Origin of the sequence: Methylobacterium sp. 17Sr1-1 (genome assembly GCF_003173775.1) — a bacterium.
GTDB lineage: Bacteria > Pseudomonadota > Alphaproteobacteria > Rhizobiales > Beijerinckiaceae > Methylobacterium.
Genome location: NZ_CP029552.1, coordinates 6110086 through 6126186 on the forward strand (window position 1 = coordinate 6110086; position 16101 = coordinate 6126186).

General features: G+C 75.9%; 6 protein-coding genes. 4 read left to right on the plus strand and 2 right to left on the minus strand.

All coding sequences use genetic code 11. The features are described 5' to 3' along the window. Positions 1 to 195: 195 nt before the first annotated feature. Complete coding sequence (locus DK412_RS31465) at positions 196 to 10797, plus strand: hypothetical protein (protein ID WP_109974635.1); 10602 nt, start codon at positions 196 to 198, stop codon at positions 10795 to 10797. A 333-nt stretch (positions 10798 to 11130) separates the two neighbouring features. Here the strand turns inward: DK412_RS31465 and DK412_RS27905 are convergent, their stop codons facing one another. After that, a complete protein-coding gene (locus tag DK412_RS27905; RefSeq protein WP_109974636.1) occupies positions 11131 to 11571 on the minus strand; it encodes a DUF1489 domain-containing protein in 441 nt (146 codons plus the stop codon). A 109-nt stretch (positions 11572 to 11680) separates the two neighbouring features. Then, positions 11681 to 12583 (minus strand): hypothetical protein, encoded by a 903-nt coding sequence (locus DK412_RS27910; protein ID WP_109974637.1) that lies wholly within the window; start codon positions 12581 to 12583, stop codon positions 11681 to 11683. A gap of 168 nt (positions 12584 to 12751) precedes the next feature. Here DK412_RS27910 and DK412_RS27915 point away from each other — a divergent pair, with 168 nt between their 5' ends. The 3 genes from DK412_RS27915 to DK412_RS27930 all read left to right on the plus strand — a co-directional run bounded on the left by DK412_RS27915 (position 12752) and on the right by DK412_RS27930 (position 16098). Further along, the gene (locus tag DK412_RS27915; RefSeq protein ID WP_204165455.1) at positions 12752 to 13933 is read left to right on the plus strand and encodes an MFS transporter; all 1182 of its coding nucleotides are present in this window, start codon (positions 12752 to 12754) and stop codon (positions 13931 to 13933) included. A gap of 177 nt (positions 13934 to 14110) precedes the next feature. Then, complete coding sequence (locus DK412_RS27925; protein ID WP_245571991.1) at positions 14111 to 15226, plus strand: ABC transporter permease; 1116 nt, start codon at positions 14111 to 14113, stop codon at positions 15224 to 15226. Between the two features lie 23 nt (positions 15227 to 15249). After that, positions 15250 to 16098: an ABC transporter ATP-binding protein gene (locus tag DK412_RS27930; RefSeq protein WP_245571992.1), complete on the plus strand. Its 849-nt coding sequence runs from the start codon at positions 15250 to 15252 to the stop codon at positions 16096 to 16098. The last annotated feature ends 3 nt before the right edge of the window (positions 16099 to 16101 follow it).

Genomic DNA, 16101 nt, shown 5'->3' on the forward strand with positions numbered 1-16101 from the left:
CCGTTAAGCTTTTTGAGAGGGTTGGCGCGGTCCGGGTATCCGGCTGGTACTCCTTGCGTCTAAGGTTCTCGTGGTAAACCGCTGAGATCGCGCCGGCTGGCGGCACGGCGCGGGTTTCGCGGGATCTCGGGGATGATGCGGCGCGGCGGCCTCAACGGGCCGCCCGGTAGCGTTCACGGCGTAACGGGGCGTTCGATGGCGACGGAAAAGAAGCTCAAGGATCCGGCGGAAGCGGCGCTGTCGGCGATTGAGCAGGCCCTGAACCTGGACCATCCGGCGGGGCCGGATTCCCGCTCGCCCGACATCCGCGCGATGGACGCCGATGGAGCCCGCGTCGAGCCCCGCCTGCCCGACGTTCACGATTCCGATCCCCTCTCCGATCCGCTGTCGGGCTCGCTGGCGAAGGGCGGCGCCGGCCTGGAGCCCGGCTTCGACGGCAGCCCCCTGCCCGCCTCCCGCGACGGCCGCCGCGAGGGCGGGCTCCTGCCGCCCGACCGTTCCCTCGTCGCCAACGACGACCGCCGCAGCGTCGGTGCCCTGCAGCAGACCCTGCGCATCGAGCCGTCGCGCGCGCCCTACCTCGTCGCGAGCGTCGCGGCCCTCCTCTGGCTCGCAGGCTTCGCGGCTCTGGCCTGGAGCCAGTCCGGCGGCGACCTGCGCGGCTTCGCCGCCGGGCTCAGCGGCCTCCAGGGCGCGGTCGGCGCCGCTGCCGTGCTCGCCCCGGTGATGCTGTTCTTCATCGCCGCGATGCTGGCGGTGCGCGCCCAGGAGATGCGCCACGTCGCCCGCGCGGTCGGCGAGGTGGCGATCCGGCTCGCCGAGCCCGAGGGCTTCTCGACCGACGCGGTCCTGACCATGTCGCAGGCGGTCCGCCGCGAGGTCGCGGCGGTCGGCGACGGCGTCGAGCGGGCGCTCGCCCGCGCCGGCGAGCTCGAGACCCTGGTGCGCGGCGAGATCTCGACCCTGGAGCGCGCCTATTCGGACAACGAGATCCGCATCCGCTCCCTCGTCGAGGAGCTCGTGGCGCAGCGCGAATCCATCGTCGCCAATGCCGAGCGGGTGCGCGGCGCGATCCAGGGCTCGCACCAGAACCTGACCCAGGAGCTCGATACCGCGGCCGAGCGGATCGTGACGGCCGTCGACGGCGCCGGCGAGCGGGTGACCGCGGCGCTCGGCGCCCGCGGCGAGGCGATCACGGCGGCGATCGGCGACCGGGGCGACGCGGTCACCGCCGCGCTTGCCGCCACCGGCGACCGGGTGGTCGAGGCCGTGGCCGGCCGCGGCGACGACCTGGTGCAGCGCCTGATGGCCACCAGCGAGGGCGTGAAGACCGATCTCGGCAGCGTCGGCGAGTCCCTGAGCCGCGCGCTCGAGACCCGGGCGGTCGAGGTCACGGAGGCGTTCGAGCGCACCGGCGGCCTCCTCACCCGCACGCTCGCGGAGAATGCCGGCACCGTCGCCCGCACCCTGGCGGAGACCGGGGCCGAGGTGATCGAGGCCCTCAACCGCGAGGGCGCCCAGGTCCGCGACACCTTCGAGCGATCGGCGCAGGGGCTGGAGGAGCGCTTCCTCGCCCGCGGCAGCGACCTCACCGAGCGCTTCGCCGAGACCGGCAGCGCCATCACCGAGCGGTTCGCCGCCTCGGGCAGCGCCATCGCGGCCCACATCTCCGACCGCGGCATCGCGCTCCGCGAGGAGATCGAGCAGGCCGGCAACGGCGTGGCGGTCGCGATCGAGGCCCGGGCGGCGGCGGCCGAGGCTGGGCTCGCCCGCGCCAGCGACGGCGTGATCACGGCCTTCGGCGACCGCGCCACGAAGGTGCGCGACGACCTCTCGACGCTGGTCGAGGACGCGGCCCAGGCGCTGGGCGTGCGCGGCGCCGACCTCGCGGCCCGCCTGGAGGAGACGATCGGGCGCGTCGAGGAGGTGCTGGTCGGCCATGGCGGCAGCCTCGAGCGCAGCCTGGACCAGACTGGCGAGCGCGTCGCCGCCCTGGTGGCCGAGCGGACGGGCGAGGCCGAGAACCGGATCGGCCAGGCGCTGGCCGGCCTCAGCCTCGCCTTCGAGACCCGCAGCCGCGACCTCGCCGAGGGTCTCGACCAGCGCACCCGGGAGACGCAGGCCGCGTTCGCGCTCGCGGCCGACACCCTGCAGGGCGGTTTCGAGGCCCGCACCGCCGATGCCGGCGACGCCCTGCGCCGCACCGCGGACGAGATCGGCGCCGACCTCGACGCCCGCGCCGCGGCCCTGGCCGCGCGCTTCCGCGCCGCCGCCGAGGCCGCGACCGGCCATGTCGGCGCGCAGACCGAGGAGGCCGCGACCGCCTTCGCCCGCGCCGCCGACGAGGCCGGCCGCACCCTGGCGACCCGCGCCCAGTCCCTCGACGAGTCCCTGCGCAGCACGATCGAGCACCTGACGCGCCAGGCCGAGGACGTGTCCGCCGCCCTCGCTCTCGCCGCCGAGAGCGCCACCGGCGCCCTCGACGGACGCACCGCCGCTGCCGCCGCCGCCTTCGTGGTCGCTGCCGAGGAGGCCGGCCGCCTGATCGGCGAGCGCACCGAGACCGCCGACGCGTCCCTGCGCACCGCACTCGCCGGCCTCGCCGAGCGGGCCGAGGCCGCCGCCGCCGCCCTCACCGCGTCGGCCGACACGGTCGGCGACGCGCTCCAGGGCCGCTCCACGGAGGCAGCCGAGATCATGCGCCGCACCGCCGAGCAGGTGACGGGCGCGCTCGGCACCCGCACGGTCGAGGTGGCGCACATCTTCCGGCGCACGCTGGAGACCACCGGCGCCGAGCTCGATGCCCGCAGCCAGGCCGCGGCCGAGCTGTTCCGGCAGGCGACGACCGCGACGACCGGCGAGCTGGGCGCGCGGGCGGAAGAGGCCGCCGAGGTGCTGCGCCGCGTTGCCGAGACGGCGACGGGGGCGGTCGGGGCCCGCACGGCGGAGAGCGTCGAGGCGTTCCGGCACGGCGCCGAGGAGGCGGCGGGCGCGCTGCAGGCGCGTCTGGCCGATGCTGCCGCGTCCTTCGCCCGGGTGGCGGAGGAGGCAGCCCAACTGATCGGGACGCGGGCGGGCGAGGCCGACACGGCGCTGCACGGCGCGGTGGTCGGACTGGCGAGCCGCGCCGAGGAGGCGGCGCTCGCGATCGGGCGCGCGGCCGAGACGGCGACCGGCGCCCTCGATGCGCGCACGCTGGCGGCGACCACCGCCTTCGCCCAAGCGGCGGAAGCGGCCGGACGCCTGGTCGGCGACCGGGCGCAGGCGGCCGACGCGACCCTGCGGGGCGCGGTCGAGGGTTTGGCCGGGCGGGCGGACGAGGTCGCCTCGGCGATCGCGGCGGCCGCCGAGCAGGCGACCGGTCACTTCGATGCGCGTACCCTGGCGGCGGCCTCGGCCTTCGCCCGCGCCGCCGAGGAGGCCGGGCGCCTCGTGGCCGAGCGCACCGAGACCACCGACGCGACCCTGCGCAAGGCCGTCGAGCACCTGACGCGCCAGGCCGAGGACGTGTCCGCCGCCCTCGCTCTCGCCGCCGAGAGCGCCACCGGCGCCCTCGACGGGCGCACCGCCGCTGCGACCGCCGCCTTCGCGGCTGCCGCGCATGAGGCCGGCCGCCTGATCGGCGAGCGCACCGAGACCGCCGACGCGTCCCTGCGCACCGCGCTCGCCGGCCTCGCCGAGCGGGCCGAGGCCGCCGCCGCCGCCCTCACCGCGTCGGCCGACACGGTCGGCGACGCGCTCCAGGGCCATTCGACGGAAGCCGCCGAGATCATGCGCCGCGCCGCCGAGCAGGCGACGGGCGCGCTCGGCACCCGCACGGTCGAGGTGGCGCACATCTTCCGGCGCACGCTGGAGACCACCGGCGCCGAGCTCGATGCCCGCAGCCAGGCCGCGGCCGAGCTGTTCCGGCAGGCGACGACCGCGACGACCGGCGAGCTGGGCGCGCGGGCGGAAGAGGCCGCCGAGGTGCTGCGCCGCGCCGCCGAGACGGCGACGGGGGCGGTCGGCGCCCGTACGGCGGAGAGCGTCGAGGCGTTCCGGCAGGGTGCCGAGGAGGCGACGGGCGCGCTGCAGGCGCGTCTGGCCGATGCTGCCGCGTCCTTCGCCCGGGTGGCGGAGGAGGCAGCCCAGCTGATCGGGACGCGGGCGGGCGAGGCCGACACGGCGCTGCACGGCGCGGTGGTCGGACTGGCGGGCCGCGCCGAGGAGGCGGCGCTTGCGATCGGGCTCGCGGCCGAGACGGCGACCGGCGCCCTCGATGCGCGCACGCTGGCGGCGACCACCGCCTTCGCACAGGCCGCGGACGCCGCCGGCCGCCTCGTCACCGAGCGCGCCGCTGCCGCCGACCAAACCCTGCGGGGCGCGGTCGACGGCCTGGCCGGGCGGGCGGACGAGGTCGCCTCGGCGATCGCGGCGGCCGCCGAGCAGGCGACCGGTCACTTCGATGCGCGTACTCTGGCGGCGGCCTCGGCCTTCGCCCGCGCCGCCGAGGAGGCCGGGCGCCTCGTGGCCGAGCGCACCGAGACCACCGACGCGACCCTGCGCAAGGCCGTCGAGCACCTGACGCGCCAGGCCGAGGACGTGTCCGCCGCCCTCGCTCTCGCCGCCGAGAGCGCCACCGGCGCCCTCGACGGGCGCACCGCCGCTGCGACCGCCGCCTTCGCGGCTGCCGCGCATGAGGCCGGCCGCCTGATCGGCGAGCGCACCGAGACCGCCGACGCGTCCCTGCGCACCGCGCTCGCCGGCCTCGCCGAGCGGGCCGAGGCCGCCGCCGCCGCCCTCACCGCGTCGGCCGACACGGTCGGCGACGCGCTCCAGGGCCATTCGACGGAGGCCGCCGAGATCATGCGCCGCGCTGCCGAGCAGGCGACGGGCGCGCTCGGCACCCGCACGGTCGAGGTGGCGCACATCTTCCGGCGCACGCTGGAGACCACCGGCGCCGAGCTCGATGCCCGCAGCCAGGCCGCGGCCGAGCTGTTCCGGCAGGCGACGACCGCGACGACCGGCGAGCTGGGCGCGCGGGCGGAAGAGGCCGCCGAGGTGCTGCGCCGCGCCGCCGAGACGGCGAGCGGCGCGGTCGGGGCCCGCACGGCCGAGAGCGTCGAGGCGTTCCGGCAGGGTGCCGAGGAGGCGACGGGCGCGCTGCAGGCGCGTCTGGCCGATGCTGCCGCGTCCTTCGCCCGGGTGGCGGAGGAGGCAGCCGCACTGATCGGGACGCGGGCGGGCGAGGCCGACACGGCGCTGCACGGCGCGGTGGTCGGACTGGCGGGCCGCGCCGAGGAGGCGGCGCTCGCGATCGAGCGCGCGGCCGAGACGGCGACCGGCGCCCTCGATGCGCGCACGCTCGCGGCCACCGCCGCCTTCGCCCGCGCCGCCGAGGAGGCCAGCCGTCAGGTGGCCGACCGCACGCAGGCCACCGACGCGACCCTGCGGGGCGCGGTCGAGCACCTGACGCGGCAGGCCGAGGACGTCGCGGCGGCCCTGGCGCTCGCGGCGGAATCCGCCACCGGCGCCCTCGACACCCGCCTCGCCGAGGTCGGGACCGCCTTCGAGGACAATGGCCGCGCGCTGACCGACCTGATCGGCCGGCACGCCGAGGAGACCCAGACCCGCCTCGCGGAGGCCGGCCGCGACATCGTCGTGGCGGTGGCGAGCCAGGGCGCGCGGGTCAACGACGCTCTCGACAAGACCGGCGCCGCGTTCGCCAGCGCCGCCGAGACGGGCGGCCGCGCCATCGACGAGGTGCTGACCAGCCGCCTCGCCGCGCTCCAGGACGCCATCGCCCGCGGCGACATCCTGGCCGACCGCATCTCCCGCGACACCCACGATCTCACCGCGAGCGTCTCCGGCCGCCTGGAGGAGATGGACCGCCTCATCACGGTCCAGGGCCGCGCCGTGGCCGAGACCATCGCCGAGCGCACCCGCGAGGCGCGCGAGGCCGTCGAGGCCCAGCTCGGGGCGCTCGAGGACCGCTCGGCCAAGCGCACCGCCGAGATCGGCGCCACCTTCAGCACCATGGTGGCCCATGTCGACCAGCATATCGGCGCCCGTGCCACGGCGCTGAACGAGGCCCTGATCGTGCGGGCCGGCGAGATGGCCCGGGTGATGGCCGAGGGCGGCCGCGAGGTCGCCCAGGCCCTCGACGGCCGCGCCGACGAGCTCGCCCGCGCCATCACCGCCCGCAGCCAGGCGATGAGCGACACGCTGACCGCCCGCGTCGGCGAGATCGGCGACGAGCTCGGCCGCCGCACCGAGGAGCTGACCCGCTCCCTCGATGCCGGTGCCGCCCGCTTCGACGAGCGGGTGATCGCCCGCCTCGACGGCCTCGCCCAGGCCCTCGACGAGCGCGGCCGCATCGTCGACGAGACCTTCGGCGTGAAGGCCGAGGAGGCCTTGCACCTGATCGAGAGCCGCACCCGCCGCCTCGACGAGGAACTGGGCGCCCGCACCCGCGAGCTCGTCACCTTCGTGGAGAACCACAGCGGCGAGGCGAGCCGCGACCTCGCCGCCCAGGCCGAGGCCATCCGCGCCGCCTTCGAGGGACGCGGCGAGTCCCTGGCGCGCCTCGTCGACGAGCGCACCGCCGCCATGGCGCAGGAGATCGACGAGCGCGGCCGGGCGCTGTTCGGCTCGCTCGCCGGCCGCATGACCGAGCTGGCGCGGCTGTTCGACCGCGGCGGCACGGCGCTGACCGACCTCATCGGCAAGCGCGGCGAGGCCGTGCTCGGGGCGTTGCGCGAGACGATCGAAGAGGCCGACCGCGTCCTCGCCGAGGGCTCGGGCCGCCTGGAGACCGTGGTGGGTGAGCGCGGCACTGCGCTGGCCACCCTGCTCGACGAGCGTGGCGGGCACATCGAGCACCTGTTCGGCGAGCGCCTGCGGGCCCTCGGCGGCCTCCTGGACGAGCAGGCCGCGACCCTGCGCGGGCTGCTCGACGGCCAGTCGGCGGCGCTCCATGCCGGTCTCGACGACCGGATCCGCGCCCTGCACGACGCCCTGGAGCAGCGCGCCGGCGCGGTGCGCCAGGTGCTCGACGACCAGGCCGGCGCCCTCGGCGCCGTGCTCGACGACCGGGTCGGCACCCTGCGCGGCGTGCTCGCGGAAGGCGGCGACACCCTGGCGGCGACGCTGGAGGAGCGCGTCGGCCGCGCCGTCGGCACCGTCGACCAGCGCACCCACGCTCTCTCGCGTCTGTTCGACGACCGCCTCGCCGCCCTCGACCACCTGGTCGAGAGCCGCGGCGCGGCCTTCGCGGAGGCAGTGGAGGCCCGCGCCCAGGCGCTCGCCGGGATGCTGGACGACCGCACCGAGGCCTTCGTCCGGGCGGCGCAATCCGGCGGCACCAGCCTGTCGGGCCGCATCGAGGCGGCGCTCAACGACCTCGACGGCCTGATCGAGGCCCGGTCGCGGGCGCTGGAGACCACCCTCGACCGTCGCGGCGAGGCCCTGGCGGGCCTGATCGCGGCGAGGGGCGAGGAGGCCGCCGGCCTGCTCGAATCCCGCGTCGCGACGCTCGGCGACGCGGTGTCGCGCAGCGCTCAAGCCGTGTCCGGCCTCCTCTCGGAGCGCGAGGCCGGCCTCGGCGACGCCCTCGACGGGCACCGCACCGCGCTCGCCCGGACCCTCACCGAGCGCGTGGAAGCGCTGGCGTCCCTGCTGCGCGAGCGCGAGGAGGCCATCGCGGGCACGATCGAGCAGGGCGGCGGCAACCTGGTGCGGCTGATCGACGGCCGCCAGCGGGCGCTCGCCGAGCTGACCGGCGCCGGCGACGTCCTGGCCCGCCGGGTCCAGGAGCGCATCGACGTGCTCGCCGCCACGATCCGCAGCGGCGGCGACGCGCTGGCCGGCCTGCTCGACTCGCGCAACAGCGACCTCGCCGAGACCTTCGACGGCCGCGGCGCGGCGCTGGCCGCCCTGCTCGACGCCCGCGTGGCCGAGCTGTCCACCGCCCTCGAGCGCAGCCGCGCCGCCCTCGACGCGGTGCTCGGCGGGCAGGTCGAGGCGCTGGCCCAGCGGCTCGACGCCGGCGGCGAGGCGGTGGCCCAGCAGCTGCGGGCGAGCATCGAGGCGCTCGGCGGCACCGTCGAGGAGCGCGCCGCGGCCTTCGGGATGCTGGTCGACGCCAAGGCGGCGGAGCTCGCCGCGCTGATGCAGGCCCGTACCGAGGCCCTGTCGGGCAGCGTCGACGAGCGCTCGGCGGCCTTCACGGCCCGGATCGACGGCCGGATGCGCGCCTTCGCGGCCCTGGTGGCGGCCCGCGGCGAGGCCCTGGCCGACGCCTTCGACGACCGCAGCGACGCCTACGCGGCCCTGGTCGACGCCCGCACCGCGGCGCTCACGGCGGCCCTCGACGAGCGGGTCGCGAGCCTGCACGGCGCCATGGACGAGCGCTCCGCCGCGCTCGCCGCGGCGGTGGACGAGCGCAGCGCCCAGCTGAGCTCGGGCTTCGACCGCCGCGCCGCGGCCTTCGCGGCGCTGATCGACCAGCGCGGCACCACCCTGACCCGGGCGCTCGCCGAGACCGCCCGCGACCTGACCCAGGCGATCGACGGGCGCGGCAACGAGCTGAACCGCGGCCTCGCCGAGCGGGTCGAGGCCCTGCGCCAGATCGTCGACGAGCGCGGCGGGCGCTTGGGCCAGACCCTCGAGGCGACCACCGCCTCGCTGCAACGCACGATCGACCAGCGCGGCGGCGCCCTCGTGGCGGCGCTGGCGGCGAGCGGCCAGACCGTCGAGGGGCTCGACCGCCAGGTGGCGCAGCTGCGCGACCTCGTCGAGGGCCCCGGCAGCGAGCTGGTCACGGTGCTGACCCAGCGCAGCGAGGCGCTGGAGCGGGCGGTGACCGAGGGGATGGGCGGCGCCGTGGCGGTGCTCGGCGAACGCGCCGAGACGCTGGCGGCCCTCTCCTCCGAGGCGGCCGAGACCCTGCGCCGGGCGGCCGACCAGGGCGCGGCCCGGGCGGTCGAGGCCCTGACGCAGGTCAACCAACGCCTCGGGGGCGAGCTCGGCGGCCTGATCGGCCGCATCGAGGCCGCCTGCGGCGCGCTCCAGGACCTCATCGGCAAGTCCGGCGAGAACCTCTCGGCGATCGAGGGCGGGCTGTCGGGCCGGGTGCAGGAGATCCAGTCGGCGCTCGCCGAGATCGCCGTCGAGACCGGCAAGGCCTCCGACCGGGTCGCCGAGCAGGTCGGCGCGCTCCAGGGCGCGGCGACCGGGGCGCTCCGCCAGGCGGCGGGCCTCGCCGCGACGCTCGACGCCCGCGGCAAGGCCCTGACCGAGACCGCGCGCCAGCATATCGGCGACCTCACGGCGGCCGCCGGCGCGCTGGAAGGCGCCGAGGGCCGGGTCAACGCCTCGCTCGGCGAGCGCCGGACCGAGATCGACGCCCTGCTCGGCAGCATCGATGCCCGCTCGGCGGCCCTCGCCGCCGCCACGGAGGGCGTCGGCGCCCGGGTCGAGGCGACGCTCAAGACCATCGAGGCCCGCACCCAGGCGCTCGGCCGCGAGATCGAGGCCAGCGCCCGCCAGGCCGGCAGCGCCGTGACGGAGGCGTTCGAGCGCCTGCGCTCCGGTACCGGCCAGGAGGGCGAGCGGGCGGCCGAGTCGGTCCGCCAGGCGGTGGCCGGCGCCTCGGGCGAGATGCGCGAGGCCTTCGGCGACGCCGCCGAACGCTTCCAGGGCACGGTGGAATCCATGCGCGGCATGGCGAGCGAGATCCGCCGCACCCTGGAGGAGATCCGCGGCGACCTGCAGCGCGGCGTGGTCAGCATCCCGCAGGAGGCGCAGGACGCCACCGGCGAGATGCGCCGGGTGGTGGCCGAGCAGATCAGGGCCCTGAACGAGCTCTCGGCCCTGGTCCAGCGCTCGCCCCGTGCGGTCGATGTCGCCCAGCCCTCGGCTCAGCCGCTGGCCCAGCCCCGCGCCGCGGAAGCCGGCCGGTCCGCTGCTTCGGTCCAGGGCCCGGCGGTCCAGAAGCCGCAAGGTCAGAGCCCGCAGGCTCAGGCCCCGGCGCAGCCCGCTCCGGTGCAGGGTTCGGCGCAGGCCGCCCGGCCGTCGGCACCGAAGCCGGCGGTCCAGGCTCCGGCTCAGCCCGCGCCTCAGGCCGCCCCGGCGCGCCCGGCCCAAGGTTCGGCCCAAGGTACGGCTCAGGTCCCCGCTCAAGTCTCGGCCCGTCCGGCTTCGGCGCAGGGATCGGCGCAAGGCCCGGCCCGTCCGGCCGCGCCTCAGGCCGCGAACCGGCCCGCCGGCGAGGCGCGGCGCGACGCCGCCCTCCCCCGCACCGGGTCCGGCGGCTGGCTCTCCGACCTCCTCTCCCGCGCGTCGCAGGACGATGAGGACGAGGCGCCGGCGGCCGGCAAGGCTGCGGCCAAGGGAGGCCAAGAGAAGCCGGGCCAGGAGAAGACGGATCAGGCGGGCAAGGCGGGCCAGAACACCGGCGCCGACCGGGCCGGCTCCGCCGCGATCGACTCGATCTCCAGCAACATCGCCCGGATGATCGAGCACGCGGCCGCGGTGGACCTGTGGGAACGCTACCGGCGCGGCGAGACGGATCTGTTCACCCGCCGCCTCTACACGGCGGAGGGCCAGCAGACCTTCGACGAGATCCGCCGCCGCTACCGCGCCGAGCCGGATTTCCGCCGGACCGTCGACCACTACGTGCGGGAGTTCGAGCGCCTGCTCGGCGAGGTCTCCCGCACCGACAAGGACCCGCGCCGGGCCAACGCCTACCTCACCTCGGAGAGCGGCAAGGTCTACACGATGCTGGCCCATGCCAGCGGGCGCTTCGAGGGGGCGTGAGACCCGGGAGCGGATGCTCCGGATCCGGTCCCCGACAGAAACTGCCGCCCTCCGGTCCCCACGGGACCGGAGGGCGGCGCGTGTCTTTCAGACCGATGGTTCTCCCACCCGCAGGGTCATCCCGGGGCTCGCCGAAGGCGAGAACCCGGGATCCGCAACCGCTGACGTGGGAGGAAGAGACGGATCGCTTTCCGCGTCGTCCGGAAGCGCCGGTGGTTCTGGCTCCCGGGTTCCGCTGCGCGGCCCCGGGATGACACCGAGGGCTTCAAACTCGTCCGCCATGACTCGTGAATGTACCCGGTCGTGAATGCACGGGGTCCGGTCGTCCCGTCGTCAGAGCAAGCCCAGCGACGCCAACTCCCGCCGCATCGTCTCCGGCATCGCGGCGAGGTCGCCGGCGGCGGCCCGGGAGATGTCGCGCGGGGCGTCCATGGGCGCGAGGTAGCGCCAGCCCTGGAACGGCCGGCACGGGCGGGGCTCGACCGGGGTGACTTCCTGGTCGAGGACGAGGCGGCAGCGGCCGATGCCCTCGCCGTCTGTGAAGGGGCGGATCGCCAGCACCGGCTGGCGGCAGGCGATCTGGCCGCGGATCACCCAGTAGAGCGAGCCCGCTCCGACGATCTCGTCGCCGCGCTTCGGCACCATGCGGGTGATGTGGGCCTGCTCGTGCGGGCGGCCGAGGCGCACGGATTCGGCCCGGCGGGCGGCGATCCACTCCTCGAGGTCGGCGATCGAGTCGCAGCCGACGCAGAGCTTGAGGAGGTGCAGGGACATCGCGGCTCGGCGTGAAGGTCTGGCGGGGGTCGAGGGTCCCTGCGAGGCGATTGGGGCGCCGCGAGGGCGGACGTCCCGCGCCAGGACGTCGCCCCCGCGCCGCCGCTCGTCAGGTGAAGCGGGCGAGCTTCTCGTCGAGGGCGAGGTCGTCGATCTCCGCGAACGCGTCCTCCAGCGCGACCGCGTCGTCGGCGGCCGGCGCCTCGTCGCGGACCGGCACGAAGGCGATGTCGTCGTCCGGCAAGGCCGGCTCGACCAGGCGCAGGCGCGGACCCGAGGCCGGCTCCTCGTCCCCGGCCTCGTCCGCGCCCTGATCCGGGCCGGCCGCCCTGTCGGCCGACTTGCCGGTCGCCACGATCTGGTCGACGTCGTCCTGGTCGAGGGTGGTGTCCGGCACGTCGGGCCGGTGCGCGGCCGGGGCCGGCGGATCGTCCTCGCTCGCCCAGATCTCGATCATCGCGGTCAGGCGCTGCTCGAGGTAGCGCAGGGTGTTGACGATGCGGCTGGTGCGCTGCGCCGTCAGGTCCTGGAACGAGCAGGCGGTGTAGATCTGGGTCGCGTTCTGGTCGAGGCGGTCGCAGACGCGGCTGTCGGCCCCGGTCTCGCGCAGGGTCCAGGCGACCTCCTGCACCTCCTCGGCGGCCTGAAGGATGTCGGAGGTGGCGCGCTCGGTGGTGCGCACGATGCCGTCGAGGGCCTCGGAGGCGGCGCCGAGCTGGCTCTGGTCCTGGTCGGGGGTGTGGATCGCCGCGATCTCGGACTTGGTCCGGCTGATCGCCTTGGCCATCTCGATCAGGTCGAAGCGCAGGCGCTCCATCCCGGAGGGGCCGCGCTCGCCGACCACGGCGGATTCGAGCCGGCCGATCGCCTGGAGCAGCACGTCGGTATCGGCGGTGCGGTTGCGCTTGGCGTACTCGCCCAGGAACCAGCGCCCCCGCGCCGTCTCCAGCATCGCACCCTCGATGACGTCGTACTCCTCCCGCGGAGCGGGGAGCGAAGGGGTCCCGGCCATCTCACCTGCCCTGTCATCGCCGGCCCGACGAAACGCTTCGGCGGCGTCGCCCGGAGGCGTTCTCGGTGTTTACGCTTGACATCCCGGCGTTAACGGCGGCTTACGCCAGGCCCGCCCGGGGCGGACTGATTCGGTCCGCTCGCCGGCCCTCCCCGTCCCAGGGTTCCCGTGCCGCCTCCCCCGCTTCTCCTCGGCGACGGCCCGCGCCTCGCCCTGCTCTACGCGGCGGTCTTCGCCGGCATCGGCGTGGCGATGCCGTTCCTGCCGCTCTGGCTGTCCGGCCTCGGCCTCGGGCCGGAGCTGATCGCCGCCCTGGTGGCGCTGCCGATCTTGGTCCGGATCGTCGCGACGGCACCCCTCGTCGGGCTGATCGACAGCGGCCTCGCGCCGCGCCGGCTGATGGTCGCCGGCAGCCTGGGCCTCGCCGCCACCTACGCGCTGATGCCGTCCGCCGCCGGACTCGGCTGGCCGGTGCTGGCCGGGCTGATCGTCCTCAACGCCGTCGCCGGGGCGCCGCTGGTGCCCTGCCTCGACTACCAGAGCCTCGCCGCGGTGCGGCGCGGGTCCGGCCTCGACTACGCCCGGATCCGCCTCGGCGGCTCGCTCGGCTTCCTCGCCGCCACCCTGCTGGGCGGCTGGCTCCTCGGCCTCCTCGGCACCGGCAGCATCACCCATTTCCTCGCCGGGCTGGAGCTCGCCTCGGCCTGCGGGGCCGCGCTCCTGCTGCGCCGGGCGGAGAGCGCCCCCCGGGCACCCCGCGTGGCCGGGCGGGCGCGACTGCCCGCCGCCCTGTGGCTCGCCATCGCGGCCGGCGCGGCGATCCAGTCGAGCCACGCCGCGGTCTACGCCTTCGGGTCGATCCACTGGGGCACCCTCGGCCTGACGCCGGCGACGACCGGCTTCGCCTGGGGCATCGGCGTCGTCGCCGAGATCGCGTTCTTCGCCCTCGCCGGCCGCATCCGGGCCTTGCGCGACGCGCCGTTCCGGCTGCTCGCGCTCGGAGCCGGGGCGGCGCTCCTGCGCTGGGCCGGGCTGCTCGCGGCGGCCGGCCTGCCCGCCCTCGTCCTGCCGCTCCAAGTCCTGCACGGCCTGACCTTCGGGGCGACGCAGCTCGGCGCCATGGCGGCCCTGTCGCGCCTCGCTCCCGAGGGCGCGCGCGGCGCCGCGCAAGGAACCTACGCGGCCTGCTCCGCCCTCGCCTCGGCCACCGCCACCCTGGCGAGCGGGGCGGCCTACCGGGCCGGCGGCGGGTCGCTCGCCTTCGGGTTGATGCTGCCGGTGGCCGGCCTCGGCCTCGCCCTGACCGTGGCGGCCGCCAGGAGTGCCCGACCGAGGACGGCCCGGAGGTAGGCACGACGCCGGGTCGCGGCACGCGGGCCATGGTTTGCGAATTGTTAGCATCACGCGGTATAGGACCGCCGCGAGGGGATTGTTGTGGCGAACGAGGGAGGCCGGCCCGTGCCGACCGCACCCATCACGCGGGGGGCCGATCCGGCCCGCGTCGCGGTCGAGCGCGCGCGCGACGGGATCGCCGCGCGCCTCGCCGGCCGCTGGACCGCCGACCAGGCCCCCGCCGTCGAGGCCGCCTCCGCCGAGATGCTGGCCGCTGCAAGTCCTGCCTGTGCAAGTACTGCCGGTGCAAGTCCTGCCGTCGGCTTGCCCCTCGTCATCGACCTCTCGGGCCTCGCCCGCCTCGACACCCTCGGCGCCTGGGTGCTGGAGCGGACCCGCGCCGCCCTTCCGGCCGGCACGACCTACGCGGGCGCCTCCCCCGAGCACCTGATCCTCCTGCGCGAGGTCGCCTACCGCGAGGCGGCGCCGGCGTCGCGCCGCCGGCGCTTCCACCCCCTCGATCCGGTCGCGAGCCTGGGCGCGGGGGTGCGCAGCCTCGGCCGCGAGGGCCTGTCCGGGCTCGCCTTCCTGGGCGAGGTGGTGGCGGGCTGCCTGCGGGTGCTCGCCCGCCCGCGCAGCTTCCGCGGACCGGCGCTCGTCAACCAGATCGAGCAGATCGCCTTGCGCGGCGCGCCGATCATCATGCTGATCTCGTTCCTGGTCGGCTGCATCGTCACCCAGCAGGGCATCATCCAGCTCCAGCGCTTCGGGGCCCAGACCTACGTCGTCAACATGATCGGCATCCTCACCCTGCGCGAGCTCGGGGTGCTGCTCACCTCGATCATGGTGGCGGGGCGCTCCGGCTCGGCCTTCACGGCGGAGATCGGCTCGATGCGGATGCGCGAGGAGGTCGATGCGCTGCGCGTCATGGGCCTCGACCCGATCGAGATCCTGATCGTCCCGCGCATCATCGCCTTGATGCTCGCCCTGCCGATGCTGGCCTTCCTGGCCGATCTCGCGGCGCTCGCCGGCGGCGCGATGACCTCGTTCCTCTATGGCGGCCTGTCGCTCGAGGCGTTCACCTTCCGGCTCCAGAACGCGATCGGCTTTCGGCACCTCGCCATCGGGTTGATCAAGGCGCCGTTCATGGCGCTGATCATCGGCATCATCGCCTCGGTCGAGGGGTTCATGGTCGAGGGCTCGGCCGAGTCGCTCGGCCGCCACGTCACCGCCTCAGTCGTCAAGTCTATCTTCATGGTCATCGTCCTCGATGGGCTCTTCGCGGTGTTCTTCGCGGCCATCGACTTCTGAGCGAGGCGACCCTGTCCTTGGCGATCACGAGCCCCACCCATCCTGCACCGGCGAGCCGCGACGCGATCATCCGGGTGCGCGACCTCGTGGTCGGATTCGGCGACCGCACGGTGCTCAAGGGCCTGAACCTCGACATCCGCCGGGGGGAGATCCTGGGCTTCGTCGGCCCGTCCGGCCAGGGCAAGTCGGTGCTCACCCGCACGCTGCTCGGCCTGGTGCCGAAGCGCTCCGGCACGATCGAGGTGTTCGGCGAGGACGTCGACCGCCTGAGCCTCGCCCAGCGCCGGGTGATCGAGCGGCGCTGGGGCGTGCTGTTTCAGCAGGGCGCGCTGTTCTCGGCGCTCACCGTCAAGCAGAACATCCAGGTGCCGATGCGCGAGCACCTGAAGCTCTCCGAGCGCCTGCTCGACGAGTTCGCCCGGCTCAAGATCGAGATGGTGGGCCTCAAGCCCGATGCCGCCGACAAGCTGCCCTCCGAACTCTCCGGCGGCATGATCAAGCGCGCAGCCCTCGCCCGGGCGCTGGCCCTCGACCCGGAGGTGCTCTTCCTCGACGAGCCGACCTCGGGCCTCGACCCGATCGGCGCCGGCGAGTTCGACGAGCTGGTGGCGACGCTCCAGCGCACCCTCGGGCTGACCGTGTTCATGGTCACCCACGACCTCGACAGCCTCTACACCGCCTGCGACCGCATCGCGGCGCTCGGCGACGGGCAGATCATCGCCGAGGGACCGATCGACGCGATGCTCGCCTCCGATCACCCCTGGCTGCGCTCCTACTTCCACGGCAAGCGCGCCCGCTCGATCGTGGTGCCGGATTATCGAGATCCCGCCGGTCACGCGTCATCCCGCGGATCTGTGGAGGGGTTCGCCTGATGT

Coding starts and splice junctions, on each gene's coding strand:
- DK412_RS27905 (WP_109974636.1), bottom strand. CDS start 11,571: ATGTCCCTGCACCTCCTCAAGCTCTGCGTCGGCTGCGACTCGATCGCC.
- DK412_RS27910 (WP_109974637.1), bottom strand. CDS start 12,583: ATGGCCGGGACCCCTTCGCTCCCCGCTCCGCGGGAGGAGTACGACGTC.
- DK412_RS31465 (WP_109974635.1), top strand. CDS start 196: ATGGCGACGGAAAAGAAGCTCAAGGATCCGGCGGAAGCGGCGCTGTCG.